Here is a 25,047-nt window from a genome sequence, read left to right on the forward strand (position 1 = left end):
GGGGTCCGCCTCACCCGACGCGCCGACGACGGCTGCCCTCACTTGACGGCTCCCAGGGACAGACCACGCACGAGCTTGTCCTGGGCGGCGAAACCGGCGATGAGGACCGGCAGCGACACCAGCGTGGCCGCCGCGCACAGCCGGGCCAGGAAGAGGCCCTCGTTGGTGATGAAGCCGACCAGGAACACGGGCGCGGTGGACGCCTTCGTCGCGGTGAGGTTCACGGCGAACATGAACTCGTTCCAGCTGAAGATGAAGCAGATCAGCGAGGTGGCGGCGAGTCCCGGCATGGCGATCGGCGCGACGATCCGCAGCAGCACGGTGGGCAGCCCGGCTCCGTCGACCTCTGCCGCTTCGAGGATCTCCTTGGGCACCTCGGCGAGGAACGACCGCATCATCCACACCGCGATCGGCAGGTTCATCGAGGTGTAGAGGATGATCAGCGTCCAGACGTTGTCCAGCATGCCGATGCCCTTGACGATCATGTAGACCGGCAGCAGCGCCGCGATGAGCGGCAGGAACTTCGTGGACAGGAAGAAGAACATCACGTCGGTCCACTTCTCGACCGGCTTGATGGACAGCGCGTAGGCCGCGGGCACCGCCAGGACGAGGACCAACAGGGTCGAGAAGACGCTGGCCATGGCCGAGTTGAGCAGGTACGGGGTGATGTCCCGGCCCAGCAGCAGCGCGTACTGGTGCAGGGTGAGCGGCGCGAAGAGGCTGGGCGGGTTGGTCGCCGCGTCGGACTCCTGATGGAAGGACGTGAGCACCATCCAGGCCACCGGCGCAACGAAGGCCAGGGTGGCCAGCCACGCGACGAAGGTCCACAGCGGCGACAGACGCGGGGCCTGCCCGGGGTCCTCGGGGCGCCTGCGGCGGCGGATTCGTCGGATGACGGTGCCGGATGCTGCCGGGGAGGTAGTGACGGTCATCGGGACACCTCCTCACGGAACAGGGAAGCGACGACCCGCAGGGCGAACGTCGCGATGACGATCGAGCCGATCACGACGACGACGCCGGCTGCCGCGGCCTGGCCGTACTCGAACTTGCGGAACATGGTCAGGTAGATCTCGTAGGGCAGGTTGGTGCTCTGGGAGCCCGGGCCGCCCTGGGTGATGGTGAAGACCGCGTCGAAGGTCTGCACGACGAAGATGGAGCCGAGCACGACGCCCAGCTCGATGTACTGCCGCAGGTGCGGCAGCGTGATGTGGCGGAAGGTCTGCAGCGCGGAGGCGCCGTCGACCTTGGCGGCCTCCAGTACGTCACCGGGCTGGGCCTGAAGACCGGCCAGCAGGATGAGCATCATGAACGGCGTCCACTGCCACACCAGCGCGATCACCAGGGCCGGCATGGGGAAGGACGACACCCAGTCGACGGTGGGGCCGTGGTCGGCGCCGAAGAGTCGGTAGACGGCGTTCAGGGTGCCGTTGAGGAGCCCGTAGTCCGGGTTGAAGAGGGCGTGCTTCCAGAGCAGCGCGGCGGCGACCGGCATCACCAGGAACGGTGCGATGAGCAGCGTGCGCGCCAGGGCCCGTCCGCGGAAGCGGCGGTCGAGCAGCAGGGCCAGGCCCAGTCCGAGCAGCACGCTGATGACGACCACGGACGCGGTGAGGACGACGGTATTGACGACCGCGGAGCGCAGCCGTGGATCGGTGAAGACGAAGGTGTAGTTGGAGACGCCGGTGAAGTGACGGTCGCCCGGTTCGAGGACGTTCCACTGGAACGTGGAGATCACGATCGTGGCCACGAACGGCAGCTGAGTGACGACGATCGTGAAGATCAGCGCCGGCAGCAGCGGAAAGCGCCGGCGCCACTTGCGGGCGCCCGCGGGCTTGGGCCTGCGGTGGGCAGTTGGTCGCATGGTCTTCTCGGGGGGATAGGCGAGCGTGGTCATGGGCTTTCCTCCGCCGTCGGCGGCCGGGGACGGGGCTTGCGGGGGACCGTGCCCCCGGCCGGCGGCGGGGCCGGCCGGGGCGGGGTGGCTCACTTGTACTTCTTGGCGACGTCCTCAGCGAGCTTCTGACCGTCGTTCAGCGCCTTGTCCACGCTGGTCTTGCCGGCGATGGCGGCGGAGATCTCCTGCGTGACCTTCGTTCCCAGGTCCTGGAACTCGGGAATGGCCACGTACTGGATGCCCACCGTCGGCCGGGGCTGGACGCCCGGGTTGGCCGGGTCCGCTCCCTCGATGGACCTGAGGGTGATCTCACCGAACGACGCAGCGGCCTTGCGGTACTGAGGGATCTTGTAGGTGCTGGCCCGCTTGCCGGCCGGGACGCGCGCCCAGCCGAGCTTCTCGCCGACCAACCTCTCGTACTTCTTGCTGGAGGCCCACAGCATGAACTTCGAGGCGGCGTCGGCCTTCTTCGTGGTCTTGGGCATGGCCCACGCCCAGGACCACAGCCAGCCGCTGCTCTTGGTGGCGACGGTCGGTGCGTAGGCGTAGCCGACGTGGCCGGCGATCTTGCTGGAGCTGGGGTCCTCCAGCGATCCGGCCGCGCTCGACGCGTCGTACCACATCGCGACCTTCTTCTGGCTCATGGCATTGAGGCACTCGGTGAAGCCGGACTGCGCCGCTCCCGCCTCTCCGTGCTTCTTGACCAGGTCGACGTAGAAATTCGTCGCCTTCTTGAAGGCCGGGCTGTTGACCTGGGCCTTCCAGTCCTTGGTGAACCAGGTGCCACCGAAGGTGTTGACCGCGGACGTCAGCGGTGCCCCGAGCTCGCCCCAGCCGGCCAGACCGCGCAGACAGATGCCCCTCATGCCGGGTTCGGCGCCGTCGACCTTGGCCGCGATGTCGGAGACCTGCTGCCAGCTCGGCCGCTCGGGCACCGTGATGCCCTTCGCCTTCATGACGTCCTTGTTGTACATGAGGAAGGACGACTCGCCGTAGAACGGCAGCGCGTAGAGCTTGCCGTCGGAGCCGGACAGCGACTTCACCACCGGCTTGAGCAGGTCGCCCTTGTCGAAGCTCGCGTCCTTGTCGGCATAGGAGCCGAGTTCGTGCAGCCAGCCGTTCTTGTGCCAGATGGGTACCTCGTAGGCGCCGATGGTGGCGACGTCGTACTGGCCGGCCTGGGTGGCGACGTCCTGGGTGACTTTGTCGCGCAGCTCGTTCTCGGGAAGGATCGTGAAGTTGACCTTGATACCGGTGTCCTTGGTGAAGGTGTTCTTGGTCAGCTTCGCGATGTCCTCCATCTGCGGGTTGCCGACCATCAGCACGTTGATGCTCTTGCCGCCGTCCGATGCCCCGCCGGCCCCGGCTCCGGAACAGGCGGTGGCGAGGAGGGCGGTGGTGGCGGCGCCGGCGAGGAGGACGTATCTGGTCGATCGCATGGCAGGGACCTCTCGTACAGGTGGGCGGGAAACGGCGTAGGGGGCTCCCACGGCGGCGCCGCTCGTCAGGAACAGCCGCTCAGCGGGGTTCGTCGACCCTCGACTGAGGCTCGGCGGGACAAAGAGGGGTGAATGCGTCCCCGGGGTGTCGGGCGCACTACCGATGGCGGAATTATTAGCAGGAAACTGCGCCGTTGTTAACACATCTTGCGAGAAAAACTCTTCGGACCTATCGTCATGCCGCCTCGCATGGGCCGTGGAACTCCTTCGCCCCTCCACCTCCGGTCGCCGCCGAGGCGACTGATGACCAGGGCGCCGGCGAAGTGCCGGCCGGCCCCGCCCCACGTCGCCACCGCCCCGGGGACCCCGCATGGGCACCGGACCGGAAACCGCAGACCAGCCTGCCCCCGCCGTCGCCGGCAACGCGCTCGTGGACCTCACCTCCACCCGCACGGTCGACGGTGCCGCGGCCTTTCGGTCGCGCCCGCGCGGCCCCTGCCGCAACGTCACCGCCGGTCAGGCGGCTCGCTACCGGGGGGCCTCGACGGGCAGGCAGGCCAGGACCCAGGTCCCACGGTGGTCGCGCCGCAGGTCGACGTGGGTGGCGAGGGCGTGGACGATGCCGAGGCCACGGCCGCGCTCGTCCGGATCGCCGTCCGTGACGGATCCACCCGACGGCGAGGAGTCCCCGTGATCACTCACGATGATGCGCAGCGTGCCCGGATCGAGGATCACGCAGAGCGACATCTCACTGCGTCCGTGCGTCGCCGCGTTGGCGGCGAGCTCTCCCACGATCAGGACGGCCGCGTCCCGCTCGTCGTCCGAGAGGCGCCAGTGGGTGAGCAGATCGGCGGCGGCGCCTCGGAGGCAGCCGACCAGCGCTTCCTGCGCCGGAAGGGAGAACTGGGCCTTCGGGGACCGGTACGGAACCAGGTTCCTCGGCCCGGGAAGGGTCAGGGGCGCGGATTGGGGGCACATGACCGGGGCTTTCGGGGGAGAGGAGCACGGTGCCACGTCGAGTGGCAGGTGGCCGAGCCACAGACTGCGGGGAGGGCCGCGAGAATTGCTACGAGGCTCTGTCTACACCCTCGACAGGCAACATTCAATAGATTTCATGCTCAAATCTCACTAAGTGCGCTAAAAGATCTACGTTGATCCCGCAGATTGATGAATTGCGCTGTACTCACCCCGCGTCCTCGGGCGCGTCCAGGCGGGCCCAGACCGGCCCGAGAGCTTCCAGCGCCTCCCGGTACACCTGGTATGCCTCGTCGAGTACGGCGACCCGGTCGGCGTCGGGTTCGTGGCGTCTGAGCACGGCGACTCCGGCGCGCGGGTCCGTCACGTCGTCGAGCAGTCCGACGGCGGTGGCGGCGAGCAGGGCCGCCCCCCGGGCGGCACTCTCCTCCACGTCGCTCAGCACGACCGGCCGCCGCAACGCATCGGCGAACATCTGGCTCCACACCTCGCTGTGGGCGGCGCCGCCGGTCAGCCGGGCCGCCCCGCTGATCCGCAGCTTCGAGCGGAGTGCGTCGACGTGCCAGCGGTGATTGAGCACGACGCCTTCCATCAGGGCTCGCAGCAGATGGCCGCGGCCGTGCCAACCGCGCAGCCCGAGGAACGTCCCGGACGTGGGCCGCCGGTGCGGAGAGCCGTAGACGAACGGGTGGAACAACACCTCCGACGGACCGTCCAGATGCGCCTCGACCTCTCGGCCGATCGCCTCGTGGACCCCGCGATGCTCCGCCGGTGCGCCCGTGACCCGCAGGAACCACGCCAGATTCGCCGCCGAGGCGGGTGAGGTGGACATGGTCATCCACTGCCCCGGGTGGACGAAGTGACGGACCTGCCAGCGCGGATCGACGAGGGGGCGCTCGCTGACCACCTGATTGATGCTGAACGACCCGGCGATCAGGCACAGCTCGCCCGGCGCCGTGCCGCCGATCCCGAGCGCGGCTGCGTCGACGTCATGGGCTCCCGTGACGACGGGGGTGCCGGCGGTGAGCCCGGTGAGCGCCGCGGCCTCACGGGTGACGGTTCCGCTCACCGCGTCGCAGGCCAGGACCTGCGGCAGCAGGCCGGCGAGCGCGCCGAGGTCGTACAGGTCGAGCAGCTCCGGCGAGTAGCCGCCCCGCCGCATGTCGGTGAACGAGGCACTGGCGTCCGTGGGGTCGGTGGCCACCGTGCCGGTCAGGCCCAGGCGCAGCCAGTCCTTGCAGGACAACAACCAACGGGCTTGTCGGAGCACTTCAGGCTCGTGGCGGGCGAGCCAGGCCAGCAGGGCGGCCGGAGAACCCGCGAAGGGTACCGTGCCCGACAGCGCCAGGGCACGGGACCAGGTCGGGGTGCCCCGCCACTCCTCCAGTATCCGTTCGGCGCGCGTGTCCATCGCCAGGATCGCTGCCCGTACCGGCCGGCCCCGCTCGTCGACGGCGTACAGTCCGTCGCCGTGCCCGGTCAGCCCCACCGCGGCGACCACCCTCCCCGCGTCCTGGCCCGCCTCGGCGAGACAGGCGCGGATGGCCTGGTGCGCCGTCCGCCACACGTCGTCCATGTCCCGCTCGAACCAGTGGGGGTGAGGGGTGATCAGCGGCAGAGTGCCGCTGCCCTGCGCCACCGGTCGGCCGGTGGCGTCGAACAGCACGGCCTTGGTCACGGTGTGTCCCGCATCAACGCCGAGCACCAGGTCACGCGCCAACGCTCACACCCACCCCAGTTCGCGGGCGTTGACCGCCGCAGTGCACCGGCCGGTCGCGGCGAGTTCGGCAACGGCCTCTGCCACGAGCCGGGCCGAACGCAGCGTCGTGGTCGTCGTGTCACCGGCGTAGTGCGTGGTGATCGTGACGTTGTCCAGTCCCCGCCAGGGACTGTCCGAGGGGAGCGGCTCCTCGTCGTGCACGTCGAGCCCTGCTCCTGCGATACGGCGGTTCACCAGGGCCTCATACAGGGCATCAGTGTCGACCAAGCGGCTGCGCGCGGTGTTCACGAAGTACGCGGTCGGCTTCATCAGCGCGAAGTGCCGTGCGCCGATGAACCGCTCGGTGTCGGGCCCCAGCCGGGCGAAGAGCTGCACGACGTCGGACTCGCGGAAGACGCTGTCCAGATCACCTGCCCGCCTGACGCCGTAGCGTGCCATGACGTCGTCGGGCACGTACGGGTCGTACGCGAGCAGGCGCGCGCCGAAGCCGCGCATCCGCTCGGCGAACACCCGCCCCACCTGGCCCAAGCCGATCAGGCCGACCGCGCTGCCGCCGATCTCCCGGCCGGGGTCGCCGAAGTCCTTCCGCCATCCGCCGGCCTTGACGGAGGCGTCCGCGCGGGCGATGTCCCTCGCTTCCGCGAGCATCAGTCCGACGGCGAGTTCGGCGACGGCCGTGGCGTTGCGGCCGAACACCGGTACGACGGCCACGGCGCGGGCAGTCGCAGCGGCGACGTCGACGTTCTCCAGCCCCGCACGGGCCACGCAGACGGCCCGCAACTGCGGAGCGGCCCGGAGCACCTCCCTGGGGACCGGCGCGAAGTGGACAGCCAGCACCTCGGCCTCGCCCACCGCATCCACGATCTCGCCGGGCACCGTCACAGCCTCGGGCCCGTGCCACTCCATGATCTGCTGCGCCGCGTGCTGCCCCTCTTTGGTCCCCGACCAGTCGACGCTGCGGACCGCCCCGGCGCACGCACCACCCACCTCCGCCAGGGCGTCGACGTAGTACTCGGCGGGAATGAAACGATCACCGACGACCAGAACGCGCAATGCGGTCTCCTCGTGTGTCGAAGCCACCGCCCACGGGCCGATCGTCTCACGCAGCGGATCGTCGCGCTCAGATCGCCGAGGTCTCCCGCCCACCCGCGCCACGGCCGAACCCGCGGTCCACCGTCACCCGCACGACCAGCCGGGTCCGTGGCTCCCGCCTGCGTGCCGGGCCGGGCGTCGCCGGCCATTGCGGTGGCCGTCGGCGGGCTCACCTGCCCTGAGGGCCGGCCCACGCGTGCACGGAGCCGCCCGGGCAACCGCCGGCACGGACGGAAGTGAAACGGGGCTCCCGTCAGCCCCGGACAGGGCATCTGCCCTGTTCAGGGGCGCTCAGGGCGGACGAGTCGGCCTGTACGCCGGGGACAATGAGCGCTCATGCCGAAAGCAGGCGTGACCTGCACGCATACCGCCTCCGGGCCAGCGCAGTGCACATCCCGTGCACGACACATGAGACGACGCGACACACCCCGGTCATTGGCAGCGGCGGGCGGCCGGAGCGCGGCGGCCCGGCCGGCCGGGGCTCCGGCGCGCTGCGCGCACCTGCGGCGACGCAGGATGGACGCCCAAACCGGACGGAGGCTCGCCTTGAATGTGCTGCCGGGGGTTCAGCTGTCCGCGCTAGGCGCCTCCGGGGTCACCTCTTTACCTGTCACAGCATCGATGAATACCGTTGATTCCGGTGTCTGCTTTGCCCCTCGCATGATCGAAACCATCCATACCGGGCGCCAAGCGTGGTCGACTCGCTGAGCAAGGAGTTTGACAGGAACCGCGGTGGCGCCTTCAGCCGTACGCGCAGCCAGCTCCTTCGCACTGTTTCGTGTAACTACTACCTTAGGAAGCTCGGGGTCTTGGGTGGAGTTCGCAGCCATTGCAGTAATGCGACCGGCGGGCGAGACAGTCAGGTCCAACCGCATCGGCATCATCACTCCGCCTACGTAACGGCGATAGATAAGTATGTGGGGCCCTTGATCGCCGCTGACCACCCTGTGTGTGACCTTCGCTCCGGCCACTTCATCAGCAAACCATTTCCTGGCGAACTGATCCCCGATACTCTGAATCTCAGTCTTGGACAAGGTGCCGTCCCCGCTTACGCTGCCCTTCACAGCGAACCGGACGAGTTTCCGCTCGGGCCATTTCGCGACCAGGCCACCCTTCGCTGTCTCCGCCTCCAAGCGCCAGTGTCCGTTTTTCATTTTCAGGCTGGCGGACTGAGTAATGACTGTGTCCTTGCCGTACAAATCGTCGACGGTTTTCCGCAACCAAGCATCCTGAGCAAGGTCGTCTTTCAAGGCTGCGCGCCGGTGCCTGGTTTTCTCCTCTGAGTGAACTGCCTTGACGGCGAACGTGAAGGACGCAGCGAGAATGAGACAACCCAATACACCAGCGCATACACCCCACAGAGCGTCTGTGCGCGTGAAGGGGAAGCGTCGTTTCCAGAGCCACAGCGCAATGGTTCCGAGGAATACACCAAGAAAGCCGCCGAGCACATTCGCTTTGACGTCGTCGTAGCTGCAGGAACGCCCCAGGTCTGTCCACGACTGGAGTAGCTCAACGCCACAGGTCAGGATCAGAGATCCCGAGAGGGTCAAGATCGGCCGACGGAAAAGGAGCACTGCAAGGAAGCTCGCAGGCATGAACAGTAGAACATTGAGGCGAGCAGACTCGGAGGTCAGGGCGTCCTTCAGGGGCAGGCCGACATCACAGATGCCGACCTGCCCTGACCCTCCGCCACCTGGTGTGAGCGTTACGGTCAGCACACCCGCCAGAGCCGCTGTAAAGAGAAGCGAGAGGCTGACGGAACCACCATGAGCTCTCGCTATCAGCGCAACCGGGATACCCACTATTGCTGCGATAATGAGAAAAGCCGGGATCAGCCCAGGAAGTGCGCCGATAGATGCTTCAATCACCAGGTACGTCCTTCAAGGAGAGGAAAAAGAGATTACCTTAGCAGAGCTGCTTAATGTAAGGCGTCTCGTACATGGTGCCATTTGCGCTCATAATGCCCACAGCGCTACAGTCCGAAGCAACACTAACGGGGACGCTCACCGAGTAGTTGATGGTCTGCCCCGCCTTGACGGTCTTCCAGCTGTCCTTGTAGAGGCCACCCTCAAGGTCGACCTTCAGCTGCGCGGAAACTGCACTTCCGCCCGTCTTCTTGTATCGCACACCCGTGTAGATCTTGGAACTGGACTGACCTATTTCTCGCCCGTTGTGAGCTTCGAAGTAAAGTGTGCCGTTCGACAGGCTGGTGGACGTACTTCCACCGGCATAGGCGGCCGTCGAGCCCATCGCGACGAGAAGCGCTCCCCCTACCGCCATGGCTCGCACACCGTTACGCGAGAAAGTCTTCACGCGTTACCCCCTTCATTTATGCCTCCATGGTTCACCGGAAGCACTTTCCCAAATTGCCAGCCTTTTGCCAGCATGTGGTCGAGTCATGACGTTAAGTGGGCTTGATTCCCACTGCAAGCGATCTTCACCCGAAATTGGATAAAGTGACTTGAATCACCTATAAAACCGACCCTTGGGTAGGATTAGCGCACTAAATCGGCCATATGGCGAGATCGCTAAAGGCCTCTATTTGCCGCAAAGGACGTTTACGACCCTTCTCGTCTACTGAGGGGCAGGATCTCGGCCACAAGCCCGACCGGCGTCCAACGAGGCAGCCAACCGGTGAACAACCCCATGCATCAGGCGGAGCCGGCTCCGCGCCACATGGCCACGGGCTGCACCGACCTGAGCTGTCACGCGCCGCTCTGCCCTCCTCCCATCCGCCAGGGCGCGGACGTCACGTCCATGGACTATGGAAGCGTCCTGGCTGATGGTGGGCGGTGTGACTGCGCCCCCTGGGGCAATGCAGTGCATATCCCGTGCACGCCAGACCTGGCAGGTCGGCGCACCTGCACGCGGGCGGATTTGAGGGAAGCCAACTGCACCGAGGCGGCTCCTCCGCCTTCGCCGGCCCGGACGGCTGAAGAGAGACGAAGCCCGTTACGTGTACGGCGAGACCGCAGCCGACAACAGCACCCACCGTCACGGCGCGACTACGGGGATGCGTCACAGCGGTATCCGGCGTTGCAGTCGCGGCGGCTACGCCGCCAACCGCCGGGCCCCAGCCGAGGTGACTGATGGCGGAGTGGAGGCGATACCGACGACCTCGACCTCAACCCCCCACGCTTCGAGCGTCCTGGCCGTCTGTACGAGGGTGACCTGCGAGAACGGGAACAGAGTGTCGGCGGTGAGGTCGGCGCCCTCCTTCAGCAGGATCGCGAAGACGACCTTCGAAGGCAGGAAGTCTTCCGGCAGGCCGCGCCCTTTCCGGGCCGCGGCCACCTTCGCGGCGAACAGTCGCCTCCCCTCCGGAGAGTTCCGCAGAGTCTGTACGGCGACGAGCGCCTGGCTGAAGAGGTGGCTCAGCGCGTCGGAGCCCTTGGCGCGCTTCACCATGACCAGGGCGTTGGCCGGGCTCAGCAGATCGCAGATCTCCACACCATTCCCGCGGTGCAGCGTGGTCTGAACGTTGTCGCGGTCGAAGCAGACGTACCCAGGCCGTTGGTCCGGCACGGACTCGTTGTAGGTGCTTTCCTTCTCTCCGACGACCCATGGGGGCAGGTCGACGGACGGGGAGTTGGTGATCAGTCGCTCGGCGTGCGAGCGGATCGCCTTGAGATACTCCTGGTCGATCTCGTACCAGTGCTCGTCCATCAGGAAGAACTGGTGGGAGTCGAGGAACGCTTCCACCTCGATCCAACGGAGCGCGCTGGACGTCCAGATCTCATTGACCCGGTCGGCGCGACTGTGCCGGTAGAGGGTGATGGTGCCTTCCCGGAGTGCGGCTACCCGTCTGCCGGCACGCTGGACGCGGGCCCGGCAGAGGACGTAGTCGAGGTCGAAGTCGTCGGTTGGCTGGCTGGCCGAGCCGCTGTTGATCCTGGCCCTGAACGCCTGGGCGGCGTTGTAGTCGTCCCAGTGGTCCGCGGGGACGGCGACGCTGATACGCCCGTCAGACTCCTGGCCCAGGAGGTCGTCAAGGGCAGCCTCCAAGCGGGAAAGCAGGCCGGAATCGCCGACGGGTACGACATGCTCGACGAACTCCAGTTCAGGGCTCGGCTTCTCCTCGCGCAGCACACGGGCGATCGCGCGGATGTCGGCGATCAGGTCCGCTCCCTCCACGCCGAGCCGCAGGCGCAGGCCGGCACCGCCCTCGGCACTGGAGAGCTTCGCCGGGTTGTCCCGGGAGATGGTGAGCGGGATGTCGTCCAGGTGGCCGCCGAGGCGCCGCACGATCCGGGCGTGCTCCACGATGCCAAGGCTCCACACCGAGGCGCCGCCCGGGACCAGGGTGATGTCCGTGCGCCCTCCGCCCGGGGTGTGCGACACCAGGTCCCGAATGCGTCCAGGGTCCACCCGGCGGGACGCGAAGCTCAGCCCGAAGCGGTGGTCCTTCAGCCGGTCAGGCACCAGGCGGAAGCCCTGGTCGTAGCCGATGGCGTACACGTCTCCGTCGACGGCGAGCATCAGCAAGCCGGCCGAGCGGTTGACCGGCCGTGACACCTCGATGCCCGTCGTACGGAAGATCTCGTCGCACCAGCTCGCGACGTGCTGTTCAAAGCTGCCCGTGACCAGGAGGGCAGGTACACCGAGGTTCTCGGGGACGTCGAGTTCCGCGTGGATCCGCTCAAGTTGATTCGTGTCCAGGGCATCGAACATCGCGTTGACGGTGGGATTCACACCCCTGAGCCGGTACAGAGTTCGCTTGGAGGTACGAGTTGTCATGGTGCCGCTCCTTGTACAGGGCGGGGATAACCGCCCTCGTGGTGTCGTTCTCACGTGTTTCTCTTCCTGACGGCGGACTTCACGCCGCAATGGATCAGGGCCAGGCCTTCCCGGTGGCCAGGCCAGCGGCTGGCGTCGGCCGGGGCCTGATCAGTGGGCCAAGCGCGCGATGATCGCGGTGACTTCGGCGCGCCAGGCGCGCACCTGGTCTTCCGTGGGCCCGGTCTCGTACTGGTGGTAGTGGCACCCGAGGCAGAGCTGGCTCCATACGGCCTTCGCCCGGCGGGCGGTCTCCGCTTCAACGCAGCCGCGGAGCCAGAGGAGTGCGACCCGCATGGTGCCCTCACGAATCGTGCGGGGGGCGCCGTCAGCGGTGAGACGGGCGGCGACTGCGCTCTCCAGCGCGGCGCGGAGGGCGAAGGCGGCACCGCGGCACCGGCTTGCCGCGGTGGCGGGCCCGCCGGTGACGGGGCCGGTGGTGGCAGGGCCACCGTTGTTCTCGATGAGCAGGTCGGCGGTGTCGAGCAACTGACGGATCGTCGCATTCATGGGGCGAGCTCCTCCATCTTGCGCACGGTCTGTGCGACGACCTTCATGGCCTTCACGAACTGAAGGGGCTTCGGCATGGCAGTGCCGGACGGGTGCGCGCCCTCCTGGCACCTCCTGACGAGATCCACCGCTTCGGGGCCGCAGCGCCTGCGCAGCTCCTGGTAGACGTCACCCGTCCTGGACGGATCCCCGAAGAGCCCCAGAGCGGCGATGTCCCTCAGCGTGATGGCTGCCGCAACGGTCCTCTCCGCCTCGTGCTCGGTCAGTCCGGCCCGATGCAGGCGCAACCACGCGGCCTCGGAGAAGGCACGTTCCAGGACGGTGCGGCAGAGACTGGGCAGTACGTGGGTCACGGCGACCGGCTCGAGGTTCGGCCTACAGGCGAGGGCGCGCGCGTCGACCACTGGCCCACAGCGGCCGCCCCAGCGCCCTTGCGGTTCTCGAAGGCCATCGCTTCCCCGGAAGTCGGGTGTTGCAACGACCACAAGAACCCAAGCTCGACCCTCCGGCCAACCGTGCGTCGCCACCACCTGGGCGTTGCCGGCCACCGCACCGCACCCGTCGCAAACTACCGGCCGTTGTCTCCCAGCGGTCGCACCCCTGACAGCCCTGGCCCCGTACCCAGCCCAGTGCACAACCAGTGCACATTCCCGCAGGCACTCCCGGGAACCCGCGGGTCAGAGGGGGAAGCCCACCGGGACACAGAACGGCCCCGCCCCGGGCATTTCCCCTGGTCAGAGCCGTAATGGCGGACGAGTCGGCCTGTACGCCGGGTTCTGTCACCCCCGGTCCTTGCGGGCCGGGGGGAGACGGCCATCCATCTAGGGCTGTCGTTGCCGGCAGCCTCGTGCGGTCTACCCGCGGACTCGGGCGGGCAGCCCTCGGTCGTCCGCGCAGGGGCATCGCCGATGCCCCCTCTTGACCTTGCTCCGGGTGGGGTTTACCTAGCCCTCCGAGTCACCTCGGAGGCTGGTGGTCTCTTACACCACCGTTTCACCCTTACCGGAGGCCGAAGCCTCCGGCGGTTTGCTTTCTGTGGCACTGTCCCGCGGGTCACCCCGGGTGGGTGTTACCCACCACCCTGCCCTGTGGAGCCCGGACGTTCCTCGGGAGGATCGTTGCCGATCCCCACGCGGCCGTCCGGCCGGCTCGTCCGCCGTGGCGACCATGCTACCCGGCGCGGAACGTGGAACGGACGCCGTGCCCGGCGCTGTGCCGGACGCGGGGCCGGGCACGGCGCCCGGGGCGGTGCCGGGCACCCGCACCGGTACGCGCCACCCACAGCGGTACGCGCTTGACCTTGTCGCAGCGGCAACGTTTCTACTGAACGGCATGAGAATCGGTGAGCTCGCAGGTCTCGTCGGCGTCAGTACCCGTGCCGTCCGCCACTACCACCACCTCGGGCTGTTGCCCGAGCCGGAACGCCGGCCCAACGGCTACCGGGAGTACGGGCTGCGGGACGCGGTCGCGCTCGCCCGGCTGCGCCGGCTGACAGAGCTGGGCCTCGGGCTGGAGGAGGTCCGGGACGTGCTCGCCGACGACTCCGGTCGCGAGCTGTACGAGGTGCTGGCCGAACTGGACGCCGACCTGGCGCGCCAGGAGGAGGAGATCCGGGCGCGGCGGGCCCGGCTGGCCGCGCTGCGGCAGCAGGCGGAGGAGCACGGCGGGCTGCCCGCGGAGGGCCCGGTGTCGGACGAACTGGCCGCGGTGTTCCAGGAGATGGCCCGTACCTCGGCGGCACTCCCCGGCCCCGAGCCCGCGATGGCGGCGAAGGAACGGGAGGTGCTGGCGCTGCTGGAGTCGACGGGCGACGGGGCGGGCGAGCGGATCGCGGGCCTGCTCGGGGACCTCACCGCGGCTCCGGGGGCGATGGAGCGGGCGTACGAGGTGTACGGGCTGCTCGACGAGCTGACGGAGGCCGCGCCCGACGACCCGCGGGTGGAACGGGCCGCGCAGGCGCTCGCCGACTGCATACCGGACAGCGTGGTCGCCGAGGTCGGCGGGGAGGACTGGGCGCGCGCGGCCGGTGCGGGCCGGGAGGCGGACGCCGGATTCATGGCGGCGTACTACGCGCACTTCCCGCCCGCGCAGGCCGAGGCGATGCGCCGGGCGATCCAGCTGGTCGCGGAGCGTGCGCGGTGAGCCGGCAGCACGGGAGGGTGCGACGGATGCTGGCGCATGAGGGGCGGTGGCTGGTGAGCCTGGTGTGGTGGGTGGCGCGGCGGCGGTCCGGCGTGGCGGCGGGCGAACGGGCCCTGCCGTACGCGGCCGCGCAGTCGGCGCTCGTGTACGGGCTGACGTTCGTGTGCGTGGTGGAGACGGCCGGGGTGCATGCGATGCTCGGCGACGCCCCGGTGGCGCGGGCGGTGCTGCTGGTCGTCGACGTCTACATGGTGCTGATGATGCTGGGGCTCCAGGCGGCCGCGGTCACCCGGCCCCATGTGCTCGGCGCGAACCACCTGCTGCTCCGGGACGGCGCCCGGAGGGAACTCCGCATTCCGCTGGACCGGATCGCCTCCGTCCGGTACGACCTCCACTCCCCGAAGGACGGGAAGCAGACCACAAGCGGTGGGGTGTGGGCGCTGGCCGTGGGCGGGCAGACGTCGGTGACCGTGGAGTTGACCGGGCCGGTCGTCGGGGTACGGCTGTCGGGGCGCCGGGACGAGGTGCGGACGGTGCGGTTCCACGCCGATGACGCACGGGGCGCGGTGGCGGCCGTACGGGCGGCGGTGGCCGCGGTGGCGGCCGGGGCGGATGCGGGGGTGGCCGTGACGGATGAGCGGGTCCCGGCGGCGGAGGGGCGGGACCCTGCGGCGGACGGGCGGGCCACGGAGGCCGCATAGGTCACCCAGGCCACCGCGTAGGCCGCGTAGACCGTCGCGTAGGCCGCGTGGGTCACGGCGAGCGCGGGGCTTCGGGTCGGCCGTAGTGGTCCGGAACGGCATCACACCGGGGTGAAGCGGACCGGTTCGAGGCCCGGGTCGGCCTCCGCAAGGCGGACCCGGATGCGCTGGCCGAGGGGCAGCGCGAAGCCCTCCGGGCCGGCCTCGACGCGGCCGATGACGGCGGGCTCGGAGAGGTGGACGGTGCCGCGGGTGGGATCCCTCTCCTGGAGGTCGACGACCAGGGCCTCGAAGGTCTCGCCGACCCGGTCGCGCAGCAGCGCCGCCTCGACGAGGTCGACGCAGGACCGCTCGACCCGGTTGGCACGCTGGGCACCGATCTCCATCTCGTGCGGCAGCGCGGGCAGCGCACTGCGCACCCAGTCCGCCGGCTCATGACCGGCGGACGCGGCCAGGCACAGCTCGGAGGTGTAGCGGTCGACGAGCCGGCGCAGCGGTGCGGTGGCGTGCGCGTACGGGGCGGCGACCGCGGCGTGCAGCGCCTCGGATGCGCTGGGCGGGGAGCCGTCGAAGGCGGTGTAGCCGGCGCCGCGCAGCAGGGCCGTGCACTCCTGGAGGAACGCGGCGTGCGGGGCGCGGTGCGGGTCGAGGCTGCGGATCAGTGCGGAGTACGAGGTGTGGTGCGGCCAGTCGACGCCGAGCGCCCGGGCGGCCAGCCGCAGCCGGGCGACCGAGCCGTCCGGCGCGGTGGGGAGGGTCCGCAGGATGCCGGTGCCGGCGGCCAGCATCAGTTCGGCCGCAGCCATTCCGGTGAGCAGGGAGATCTGCGCGTTCCAGCCGTACGCCGGCAGCGGTGCGCGGTACTCCAGGCGGTAGCGGCCGTTCCGCTCGACGATCTCCTGTTCGGGGGCGTGCAGCGAGATCGCACCCCGGGCCACCTCCAGCGCCTCGCGCAGCAGGCCGATCTCCCGGAGCAGGTCGAGCGGCTCCTCGGCGGTCCCCTCGTCGATGGCCCGCTGGACGCCCGCGTAGTCGAGCCGGGCGCGGGAGCGGACCAGGGCACGGCGGACGGAGGTGGCGACCAGAACGCCCTCGGGGTCGAGGTCGAGCTGCCAGAGGACGGCCGGGCGGTCCTGATCGGGCAGCAGGCTGGCGGCGCCCTCGCTCAGCGCGTACGGGTAGAGCGGGATCCGCTCGTCGGGGAAGTACAGGGTGGTCACGCGGTGGTGGGCCTCGGCGTCCAGCGCACCGCCGGGCGTCACGAAGGAGGCGACGTCGGCGACGGCGTAGTGGATGCGGAAGCCTCCGTCGGGACGGCGGGAGAGGAACATCGCCTGGTCGAGGTCGCGGGAGCCGGGCGGGTCGATGGTGAACAGGGGGAGGTCGGTGGCGTCGTCCAGGGCATGCTCGGTCGCCACCGCGCCGTCGGCGGCCGGGATCCGCGGGGCCCGGGCCGCGCTGTCCGCCTCGGCCTGGGCGGTCGGCGGGAAGTGGTCCGGGACCTCCAGATCGATCCGCAGCTCCCGCAACGCAGCGCGCAGCGGAGCCTCGGCTGCGTCGGTCACATGCATATGGCGACGGGGCATGGCACCGAGCGTATGGCCGGATGGCGCCTGCGGCGCGCCGTACGTGGGAGCCGGGGAAGCGCACCTGGGCGCCGGTGGCACGCCGTGCGTGGAGGCGAGGGAAGCGCGTCTGACGCCCGTGGCGTGCGGGGTGGGTGTGGCTCGGGGGCAGGACGCCGGCGTGCGGGGTGGGTGTGGCTCGGGGGGCAGGCTGCTGGTGGGCGGGGTTCTCGGTGTGGGCGGCGCAGGCCATACGCTTTCCGGGGGCCGCACCCCCGCCCGTACCGCCGTGAAGGAGAACACCGTGCTCGTGCTGTTGCCGCCGTCCGAAGGCAAGGCTCCGGGAGCGGCCGGGGCGCCGCTGGACACCGGCGCACTGTCGCTGCCCGGGCTGACCGCCGCGCGTGAGACGGTCCTCGGCGAGCTCACCGACCTGTGCGCGGCGGACGAGACCAAGGCCCAGGAGGTGCTGGGTCTCAGCGACGGCCTGAAGGGCGAGATCGCCAAGAACGCGGGCCTGCGGACGGCCGGGACGCGGCCGGCCGGCGAGATCTACACCGGCGTGCTCTACGACGCGCTCGGCCTGGCGTCCCTGGACGCGCCGGCCCGGGAGCTGGCCGAGCGGTCGCTGCTGGTGTTCTCCGGGCTGTGGGGCGCCGTCCGCATCACCGACCGGATCCCGTCGTACCGCTGCTCGATGGGCGTGAAGCTGCCGGGGCTCGGTGCGCTGGGCGCGTACTGGCGGGCGCCGATGGCGGAGGTGCTGCCGGCGGCGGCCGGTACGGGCCTGGTGCTGGACCTGCGGTCGGCGGCGTACGCCACGGCGTGGAAGCCCAAGGGCGAGGTGGCCGGACGGACCGCGACGGTGCGGGTGCTCCAGTCGAAGACCGTGAACGGCGTGGAGAAGCGCACGGTGGTCAGCCACTTCAACAAGGCGACCAAGGGCCGGCTGGTCCGGGAGCTGCTGTCGGCGGGCCGGACGCCGGAGGGCCCGGCGGAACTGGTCGAGGCGCTGCGGGACCTGGGATACGCGGTGGAGGCCCAGGCCCCGGCGAAGAGCGGGAAGCCGTGGGCGCTCGATGTGATCGTGACGGAGCTCTAGGACCGCACCGGGCTGTTGATTGCACCCTGTGCAACGTTCATTGCGCAGGGTGGGCGCGGGCCGCACTATGGGCCGCGTGACCAACGCCGCCTCGTCCCCCGCCTCCTCCCCGGCCTCCTCCCCCGCGCCCGCTCCTGGCCGCTCCACGCCTCACCCGTCCGCCGCTGGTCCTTCCGCTCCCTCGGTCCTCGGGCTCGCCCCCGTCGTCCCGGTCGTCGTGCTGGACGAGGCGACCGACGCGGCACCGCTCGCACGGGCACTGGTCGCCGGTGGGCTGCCGGCGATCGAGGTGACCCTGCGGACGCCCGCCGCCCTGGACGCCATCCGGGCGATCGCCGAAGAGGTCCCGGACGCGGTGGTCGGCGCGGGCACCCTGCTCAACCCGGACCAGGTCGCCGCGGCCCGCGCGGCCGGTGCGCGTTTCCTGGTCAGCCCGGGCTGGTCGCCGCGACTGCTGGGCGCGCTGCGGGACTCCGGCCTGCCCTTCCTGCCGGGCGTCTCGACGGCCTCGGAGGTGGTGGCCCTGCTGGACGAGGGCGTCACCGAGCTGAAGTTCTTCCCGGCGGAGGCGGCCGGCGGGACGGCCTTCCTGAAGTCGCTGGCCGCCCCGCTGCCGCAGGCCCGTTTCTGCCCGACCGGCGGGATCACCCCGGCGTCCGCGCCGGCGTACCTCGCGCTGCCCAACGTCGGCTGTGTGGGCGGTACGTGGATGCTGCCGGCCGACGCGCTGGCCACGAAGGACTGGGGGCGGATCGAGCGGCTGGCCCACGAGGCGGCGGCACTCGGCGGCTGACCCGCAAGGCCACCGGGACCACCGGGGCCACCGGGGCCACCGGGACCACCAGGACCACCGGGGCCAACGGGTCGTCAGCCACGCGGCACCGCACGCCGTGACGCCCGGCGCACCAGCCCAACTCAGGCGCGAGGCCTCACTCAGCGCAGGTGCCAGACCTGGCTCAGCGCAGAGGCGAGGCCTCGTTCAGCGCAGATGCGACGTCTCGTTCAGCAGCCGCAGTGAGGCGTTGCCGTCGGAGTAGTACGCGACCGCGGACAGCGAGGCGGCGGAGAGTTCCATCCGGAACAGCGACTCCGGCGGGGCGCCCAGCGCCAGCCGGACCAGGGTCTTGATCGGCGTGACGTGGGTGACCAGCAGGACCGTCTTGCCGGCGTACCGGGCCAGCAGCTTGTCACGGGTGACCGCGATCCGGCGGGCGACCGACGCGAAGGACTCGCCGCCCCCGGTGGGCGCCGCCTTCGAGGAGTGCAGCCAGGCGTCGAGGTCCTCGGGGTAGCGCTCGCGGACCTCGGCGAAGGTCAGCCCCTCCCAGGCACCGAAGTCGGTCTCGCGCAGGCCCTCTTCGAGCCGTACCTCCAGGCCGAGCCGGTCGGCGACCGCCTGGGCGGTCTCCCGGCAGCGCCGCAGCGGTGAGCTGACCACGGCCTGGATCGTGCCGCGGGCGGCCAGCGCGGCCGCGGTGGCCTGCGCCTGGCGGTGGCCGGCGGCGGAGAGTTCGGGGTCGGTGCCGCCGCTGCCGGAGAACCGCTTCTCGGGGGTCAGCGCCGTCTCACCGTGCCGCAGCAGCACGAACGTGGCGGGCACGCCGAGGTCCGGGGCGCCCCAGCCGACCGGCGGCGCCGCCACCGCCTCGGGGGCCGCAACGGCCTCCGCCCGCTCCGCCTCGGCCTCCGCGCGTTCCGCGGCCTCGTCGGCGGCCCGGGCGGCGGCACTGCGGGCGGGCGCGGCGGCGGTGGCCAGCGCGGCCCGGGAGTCCCGCGGCTCCCACTGCTTGCCGATCTTCCCGGCGTCCATCGCCTCGTTGGCGAGCCGGTCGGCGTGCTTGTTCTGGGCGCGCGGGATCCACTCGTACGTGACCCGGCCGGCCGGGTACACCGACCTGGCCTCGGCGGCCAGCGGCTTCATGTCGGGGTGCTTGATCTGCCAGCGCCCGGACATCTGCTCGACGACCAGCTTGGAGTCCATCCGGACCTGGATGCGGGCCTCCGGGTCCAGCGCGTGCGCCGCCCGCAGCCCGGCCACCAGGCCCTTGTACTCGGCGACGTTGTTGGTCGCGGTGCCGATGAACTCGGCGGCCTCGGCGAGCGCCTCGCCCGTTTCCGGGTCGAGGACGACCGCGCCGTAGCCGGCCGGCCCCGGGTTGCCCCGGGACCCGCCGTCCGCCTCGACGATCAGCGTGCGCGGCACGGCCTACAGGCCCGAGTCGGGCGTGCGGACCAGGATGCGGCCGCAGTTCTCGCAGCGCACGACCTTGTCGGCGGCGGCCGCCCGGAGGTCGTTCAGCTCGGTGATGTTCAGCTCCAGGCGGCAGCCCTCGCAGCGGCGCTGGTAGAGGCGGGCCGCGCCGACGCCGCCCTCCTTGGTGCGGATGCGGTCGTAGAGCTTCAGCAGGTCGTCCGGGATGTCGGCGACGGTCAGCTCGCGCTCCTTGGTGACCGCGGCGGCCTCGGCGTCGATCTCGCTGCTGGCGGCGTTGCGGCGGGCGACGGCGTCGTCGACCTTGGCCTGGATCGCCTCCACCCGGGAGGTCAGCTCGGTGACCCGCTCCTGGGCGGCCTCGCGGCGCTCCATGACCTCCAGGACGACGTCCTCCAGGTCGCCCTGGCGCTTGGCGAGCGAGGCGATCTCGTGCTGGAGGTTCTCCAGGTCCTTGGGGGAGGTGACGGCGCCGGAGTCCAGGCGCTTCTGGTCGCGGGCGGCGCGCTGGCGCACCTGGTCCACGTCCTGCTCGGCCTTGGTCTGCTCGCGGCTGGTGTCGCTCTCCTCGGTCTGCGCGGCGACGAGCAGGTCGCGCTGCTGGGTGAGGTCGGCCTCCAGGGTCTGCAGCTCGGCCAGCTCGGGGAGGTTCTTGCGCCGGTGCGCGAGCTGGGTGAGCCGGACGTCGAGGGCCTGGACGTCGAGGAGGCGGATCTGGTCGGCGGGCGCGGCGTTCAGCGGGGGGCTCCTGTGGTGTGCGTCGGGGTGAAGTGCGGGGTGGACGCCGCGTGGGCGGTCCAGGGGTCGGTGACCGTACGGGAGACGTGCGTGCGCAGTCCCCAGTCGTGCCGGTCGGAGACCGCGTCGAGCTGGGCCGCGGCCTGCTCGCACCATGGCCATTCGGTGGCCCAGTGGGCCGCGTCGAGCAGCGCCGGCGGGCTGGTGCGTCCGGTGGTCTGGGTGGCCTCGGACGCCGGGTGGTGGCGCAGGTCGGCGGTGAGGAAGGCATCCACACCGGCCGCCCGGACATCGTCGAAGAGACCGTCGCCGGAGCCGCCGGAGACCGCGACGGTGCGGATCTCGCGGTCCGGGTCGCCGGCCGCCCGGATGCCCTGCGCGGTGGCCGGCAGGTGCGCGGCCGCGTACGAGGCGAACTCGGCCAGGGTCATCGGGTGCGTCAGCTCGCAGATCCGGCCCAGGCCGCGGCGGCCCGCCGGATCGCTCGGGTCCGGCACCAGGGGGCCGAGGACGCGCAGGTCCAGGGCTCCGGCCAGGGCGTCGGAGACCCCGGGGTCGGCGGTGTCGGCGTTGGTGTGCGCGACGTGCAGGGCGATGTCGTGCTTGATGAGCGTGTGCACGACCTTGCCCTTGAATGTGGAGGCCGCGACCGTCGTCGTCCCGCGCAGGTAGAGCGGGTGATGGGTGACGAGCAGGTCGGCGCCGAGCCGTACCGCTTCGTCGGCGACCTCCTGGACGGGGTCGACGGCGAACAGCACGCGGCGGACCTCGGCGTCCGGGTCTCCGCAGACCGTGCCGACGGCGTCCCACCCTTCGGCCCGCTCGGGGGGCCAGAGGGCGTCGAGCGCGGTGAGGACTTCAGACAGTACGGGCACGGGTGGAAGGTTACCTCCCGGCCGGGAACCCGCACCGCCGCCGCCCGCACACGGGTTCACCTGAGCACGTCTCCTCGTCGCCCACTCTCCCGCTCGCTGGACTTGGGGGCGCCGTGACGTCCCCTCCCCTCCTTGTAGGGAGGCGATACGCACCACGGTCCGTCGACCGTCGAGGCGGGCCGAACGTGGCGGCCTTGTACTCGGGCAGCGCCACGAACGCGGACCGTCCGGCGTTCCCCACCCCCGAGCACGGGAGGTCCGGCGTTCCCCCACCCCCGAGCACGGGAGGACTGACCGACACCCGGCAGCGACGTCAGGCATGCCTGAGTCGGCTCACGGTTGAAGCGTGCAGCACACCCGCCCCGATCGGCACCGGAGAACCGGACATTCGCCACCCTTATGCGTGAAGTGCAGCAACCGCGCCGATCGGCCGGAAGTGCGAAAACTAGCGTCGGTCTGCCGACTGGAGGTGACCACTTCATGACGATCTGCGCCACTGAGGACGCCACGGCGCTCGACGGCCCGCCCCGCGCGGCCCTGACGATCGCCGCCGACGGCTCGTACGCCGCCCGGCTCGCCCGGCACGACGACGCCGACCGGAGCTGGTTCCCGGAGCGCTGGACGCTGAGCGGCCCGGAGCCGTACGCGGTGCCGCTGCCCGGCAGCCAGCCCGAGGAGCCGGACAGCGAACTGCTGCCGCTCACCGACGGCCGGGTGCTGATCCTGCGCCGGGTCGCCGACCGCTTCGCCCTCTCCCTGCTCTACCCGACCGACCCCGGGACCGGCGAACTCCTGCTGGGCACCGTGGAAGCGGAGGAACTGACCCTGCTGCCGCCGACGCCGGGCGGCACCGATGCGTACGCCCTGGCGCCGGGGTGCGAGCGTACCGCGCTGTGGCGGGTGCCCGGCGATGCGGGCGGGCCCGAGCGGATCGCGGAGATTCCCGGGCGCTGTACGGGCGGTGCATGGCTGGACCGCAGCGGGCGGCTGCTGGCCCTGGACCGGGAGCTGAACGGCCGGACGAAGACCGTGCTGGTCGATCTGGAGCGGGGCGGCGAGGCCGGGCTGCTGCTGCAGATCACCGAGGAGAGCAACGACCGGCTGCTGTTGGCCGATCCGGACAGCGGCCTGCTGCTGGTCCGCTCCGACGCGCCGGGGCACGACCGGCTGGGCTGGGGCGTGTTGGGCAGCAGCCTGCCGGTGCGGTTCCCGGAGTGCCTGCGGCCGGCCGGTGCCCTGGTGACACCGTTCGCCGTACAGCCGCGGCAGATGCTGGCGCCGGAGAGCTGTGCGGTGGCGTTCCGGGTGGACACGGCGGGCGGCACCCGGCTGGGGATCTGGCGGCCCTGGGGCCGGCGGCTGCGGCAACTGCCCGTACCGGACGGGTGGCTGACGGGGGCCGGGCTGTGGACGGCCGACGGCGAACTGCTGCTGCCGTGCGCGACGGACGCGGAGCCGTGTGGGCTGGCGCGGATGGCCGTACCGCTGGAGCCGGTGGAGCCGTTGCCACCCAGGATGCCGGTGGGGGCGGCGGGGCCGGTGGGGGCGGTTGACCCGATGGGGGCGGCTGACCCGGTGGGGCCAGTGGGACCGGTTGATCTGCCGGGGCCAGCGAGGTCGGTCGGGCCGGAGAGGCCGGTTGATCTGTCGGGGCCGGTGGGACCGGTTGACCTGTCGGGGGCGGCGAGGTCGGTCGGGCCTGTGAGGGCGGTTGACCCGGTCGGGCCGGTGGGGTCCGTACGGGTGGGGGCGGACGGGGAGGCCGTGCGCGGCGGGGGGATTGTCCCGGCTGCAGGGGATGCCGACAACCGCTCCACAGCATCTGCACAACCGAAGGCGGTCTGCACGGAACCACAGCGCTCCCCCGCACATCTCCGTATGCGCAGGCCGGTTCCGCTGCAGCAGGCGCCTCTCGGGGCCCGCCAGGCCCGGTGGAGCGGGAATTCCCACCCCGTTAAACTTTCGGGTGGGGGCTACGCAGCCGGTTGACCGGCCACCGGTGACGCCGCCGCCGGGGTACGGCCCCGCGGCGGTCGGGCGGGGTCCCGACGCGTACAGCAGCAAGCGATCCGACGGAGTGACTCTTCCCATGTCCGAAGCCCGAACCGACACGACCCAGGCGCGCCCCCAGGAGGCATACGCCCAGGCCGCCGAGGCTGCAAGCTCCGGCAGGCATCGTGGTCCGGCCGCCACGGAGGAGTCCGACTCCGCCGCGCACGGCCGGCACCGCCGGGACAAGCAGCCGCAGGACGCATAGGTCCGCGGGCCGGCCGCCCCGGCCGACCACTCGCGCCGCCCAAGCCGTGCTTCAGGAGCCGTGCTTGAGGGCCAGCACCTCGCCCGCCGCGAACGTCTCGTGCGGCGGGCGCCGTGCGTAGTAGGGCGTCAGCAGCTCGTCCAGCTCCTCGAAGGTGAAGGCCTCCTTCGCGGTGTCGAATTTGGCGGCGATCCGGGGTCGTTCCGCGATCGCGACCATGCCGCCGTGGACGACCAGCAGCTGGCCGTTGATCCGGGCGGCGGCCGGTGCGGCGAGATAGCCGACGAGCGGTGCCACGTGCTCGGGGGCCAGTGGGTCGAGTCGGCCGTCGGCCGGTTCGCCGAAGCCGGCGAAGACGTCCTCGGTCATCCGGGTGCGGGCGCGCGGACAGATGGCGTTGGCGGTCACACCGTATTTGGCCAGGGCCAGCGCCGTGGAGGTGGTCAGGCCGACGATGCCCCCCTTGGCGGCGGCGTAGTTGGGCTGGCCGGCCGAGCCGGCGAGGAACGCCTCCGAGGAGGTGTTGACGATCCGGCCGTACACCGGGCCGCCGGCCGCCTTGGACCGTTCGCGCCAGTGGGCAGCGGCGAAACGGGTGGTGTTGAAGTGGCCCTTGAGGTGCACCCGGATCACCGAGTCCCACTCGTCCTCGGTCATCGAGAACACCATCCGGTCCCGGAGGATGCCCGCGTTGTTGACGAGGATGTCGAGCCGGCCGTAGGTGTCGATCGCCAACTGGACCAGTGCACCGGCCTGTTGGTGATCGGCGACATCACCGACGTGGGCCACCGCCCGGCCACCCGCCGCGCGGATCTCGGCGGCGACGTCCTCGGCGGGGCCCGCGGAGGGGGCGCCGGACCCGTCGCGGTCCGGCTGCCCGTAGTCGTTGACCACGACCGACGCGCCGAGCCGGGCGAGTTCGAGGGCCTCGGCGCGGCCCAGTCCGCGGCCGGCCCCGGTGACGATCGCGGTCAGGCCCTCAAGTGGCTGTGCCATCTGGCGTTCCCGTCCTTTCGGTCGTGGTGCGGCTCTCGGTTCCTCCGCCGGGG

General features: G+C 70.8%; 22 protein-coding genes and 1 other RNA gene. 6 read left to right on the forward strand and 17 right to left on the reverse strand.

Annotation, left to right across the window (positions count from 1 at the left end):
• Positions 1-38: 38 nt before the first annotated feature.
• From AB0G35_RS26655 to rnpB, 12 genes are all read right to left on the reverse strand, one after another.
• On the reverse strand, positions 39-932 hold the full coding sequence (locus AB0G35_RS26655; protein ID WP_360954495.1) for a carbohydrate ABC transporter permease: 894 nt from the start codon (positions 930-932) through the stop codon (positions 39-41).
• On the reverse strand, positions 929-1,894 hold the full coding sequence (locus AB0G35_RS26660; RefSeq protein WP_360954498.1) for a sugar ABC transporter permease: 966 nt from the start codon (positions 1,892-1,894) through the stop codon (positions 929-931). Before AB0G35_RS26660 ends, AB0G35_RS26655 begins: the two co-directional genes overlap by 4 nt.
• Positions 1,895-1,983: 89 nt before the next feature.
• Complete coding sequence (locus tag AB0G35_RS26665) at positions 1,984-3,333, reverse strand: sugar ABC transporter substrate-binding protein (RefSeq protein ID WP_360954501.1); 1,350 nt, start codon at positions 3,331-3,333, stop codon at positions 1,984-1,986.
• A gap of 528 nt (positions 3,334-3,861) precedes the next feature.
• Positions 3,862-4,311 (reverse strand): ATP-binding protein, encoded by a 450-nt coding sequence (locus tag AB0G35_RS26670; RefSeq protein ID WP_360954504.1) that lies wholly within the window; start codon positions 4,309-4,311, stop codon positions 3,862-3,864.
• Between the two features lie 205 nt (positions 4,312-4,516).
• On the reverse strand, positions 4,517-6,013 hold the full coding sequence (locus AB0G35_RS26675) for an FGGY-family carbohydrate kinase (RefSeq protein ID WP_360954651.1): 1,497 nt from the start codon (positions 6,011-6,013) through the stop codon (positions 4,517-4,519).
• Positions 6,014-6,031: 18 nt separating this feature from the next.
• Entirely contained in the window at positions 6,032-7,108 is a 1,077-nt protein-coding gene (locus AB0G35_RS26680; protein ID WP_360954507.1) for an NAD(P)-dependent oxidoreductase, read from the reverse strand.
• Positions 7,109-7,686: 578 nt separating this feature from the next.
• Positions 7,687-8,988: a VanZ family protein gene (locus AB0G35_RS26685; RefSeq protein ID WP_360954510.1), complete on the reverse strand. Its 1,302-nt coding sequence runs from the start codon at positions 8,986-8,988 to the stop codon at positions 7,687-7,689.
• A 37-nt stretch (positions 8,989-9,025) separates the two neighbouring features.
• Positions 9,026-9,433, reverse strand: coding sequence for a hypothetical protein (locus AB0G35_RS26690; RefSeq protein WP_360954513.1), 408 nt, complete (start codon positions 9,431-9,433; stop codon positions 9,026-9,028).
• Between the two features lie 738 nt (positions 9,434-10,171).
• Entirely contained in the window at positions 10,172-11,857 is a 1,686-nt protein-coding gene (locus tag AB0G35_RS26695) for a TIGR04141 family sporadically distributed protein (protein WP_360954516.1), read from the reverse strand.
• Positions 11,858-12,007: 150 nt separating this feature from the next.
• Positions 12,008-12,406, reverse strand: coding sequence for a hypothetical protein (locus AB0G35_RS26700; protein WP_360954519.1), 399 nt, complete (start codon positions 12,404-12,406; stop codon positions 12,008-12,010).
• Positions 12,403-12,759: a hypothetical protein gene (locus tag AB0G35_RS26705; protein ID WP_360954522.1), complete on the reverse strand. Its 357-nt coding sequence runs from the start codon at positions 12,757-12,759 to the stop codon at positions 12,403-12,405. Before AB0G35_RS26705 ends, AB0G35_RS26700 begins: the two co-directional genes overlap by 4 nt.
• Before the next feature lie 396 nt (positions 12,760-13,155).
• An RNA gene (rnpB, locus tag AB0G35_RS26710) (RNase P RNA component class A) lies at positions 13,156-13,558 on the reverse strand.
• 180 nt (positions 13,559-13,738) lie between these two features.
• Between rnpB and AB0G35_RS26715 the strand changes: the two genes are divergently transcribed.
• Complete coding sequence (locus tag AB0G35_RS26715) at positions 13,739-14,548, forward strand: MerR family transcriptional regulator (RefSeq protein ID WP_360954525.1); 810 nt, start codon at positions 13,739-13,741, stop codon at positions 14,546-14,548.
• Between the two features lie 26 nt (positions 14,549-14,574).
• Positions 14,575-15,249 (forward strand): hypothetical protein, encoded by a 675-nt coding sequence (locus AB0G35_RS26720; RefSeq protein WP_360954528.1) that lies wholly within the window; start codon positions 14,575-14,577, stop codon positions 15,247-15,249.
• A gap of 101 nt (positions 15,250-15,350) precedes the next feature.
• Here the strand turns inward: AB0G35_RS26720 and AB0G35_RS26725 are convergent, their stop codons facing one another.
• Positions 15,351-16,835, reverse strand: a complete 1,485-nt coding sequence (locus tag AB0G35_RS26725; protein WP_360954531.1) for an RNB domain-containing ribonuclease — start codon at positions 16,833-16,835, stop codon at positions 15,351-15,353.
• A 283-nt stretch (positions 16,836-17,118) separates the two neighbouring features.
• On the opposite strand from AB0G35_RS26725, the gene yaaA reads away from it, so the two are divergent.
• Complete coding sequence (gene yaaA / locus AB0G35_RS26730; RefSeq protein WP_360954534.1) at positions 17,119-17,916, forward strand: peroxide stress protein YaaA; 798 nt, start codon at positions 17,119-17,121, stop codon at positions 17,914-17,916.
• Between the two features lie 67 nt (positions 17,917-17,983).
• A complete protein-coding gene (eda, locus tag AB0G35_RS26735) occupies positions 17,984-18,709 on the forward strand; it encodes a bifunctional 4-hydroxy-2-oxoglutarate aldolase/2-dehydro-3-deoxy-phosphogluconate aldolase (RefSeq protein WP_360954537.1) in 726 nt (241 codons plus the stop codon).
• 186 nt (positions 18,710-18,895) lie between these two features.
• On the opposite strand, the gene AB0G35_RS26740 is transcribed toward eda, so the two are convergent.
• Genes AB0G35_RS26740 through AB0G35_RS26750 form a run of 3 tightly spaced genes read right to left on the reverse strand, consistent with a single transcriptional unit; the run spans position 18,896 to position 21,741 of the window.
• Entirely contained in the window at positions 18,896-20,119 is a 1,224-nt protein-coding gene (locus AB0G35_RS26740; protein ID WP_360954540.1) for a bifunctional RNase H/acid phosphatase, read from the reverse strand.
• 3 nt (positions 20,120-20,122) lie between these two features.
• Entirely contained in the window at positions 20,123-20,866 is a 744-nt protein-coding gene (locus tag AB0G35_RS26745; protein WP_360954654.1) for a C4-type zinc ribbon domain-containing protein, read from the reverse strand.
• On the reverse strand, positions 20,863-21,741 hold the full coding sequence (locus AB0G35_RS26750; RefSeq protein ID WP_360954543.1) for a Nif3-like dinuclear metal center hexameric protein: 879 nt from the start codon (positions 21,739-21,741) through the stop codon (positions 20,863-20,865). The genes AB0G35_RS26745 and AB0G35_RS26750 overlap by 4 nt, the downstream gene beginning before the upstream one ends.
• A gap of 480 nt (positions 21,742-22,221) precedes the next feature.
• Here AB0G35_RS26750 and AB0G35_RS26755 point away from each other — a divergent pair, with 480 nt between their 5' ends.
• The gene (locus AB0G35_RS26755; RefSeq protein WP_360954546.1) at positions 22,222-23,730 is read left to right on the forward strand and encodes a hypothetical protein; all 1,509 of its coding nucleotides are present in this window, start codon (positions 22,222-22,224) and stop codon (positions 23,728-23,730) included.
• A gap of 100 nt (positions 23,731-23,830) precedes the next feature.
• Positions 23,831-23,998: a hypothetical protein gene (locus tag AB0G35_RS26760; RefSeq protein WP_360954549.1), complete on the forward strand. Its 168-nt coding sequence runs from the start codon at positions 23,831-23,833 to the stop codon at positions 23,996-23,998.
• 51 nt (positions 23,999-24,049) lie between these two features.
• Here the strand turns inward: AB0G35_RS26760 and AB0G35_RS26765 are convergent, their stop codons facing one another.
• Positions 24,050-24,994 carry a 3-oxoacyl-ACP reductase gene (locus AB0G35_RS26765; RefSeq protein WP_360954552.1) on the reverse strand — a complete coding sequence of 315 codons (945 nt, stop codon included), beginning with the start codon at positions 24,992-24,994 and terminating at the stop codon, positions 24,050-24,052.
• Between the last annotated feature and the right edge of the window lie 53 nt (positions 24,995-25,047).

Origin of the sequence: Streptomyces sp. NPDC021749 (assembly GCF_040640655.1) — a bacterium.
Taxonomy (GTDB): domain Bacteria; phylum Actinomycetota; class Actinomycetes; order Streptomycetales; family Streptomycetaceae; genus Streptomyces.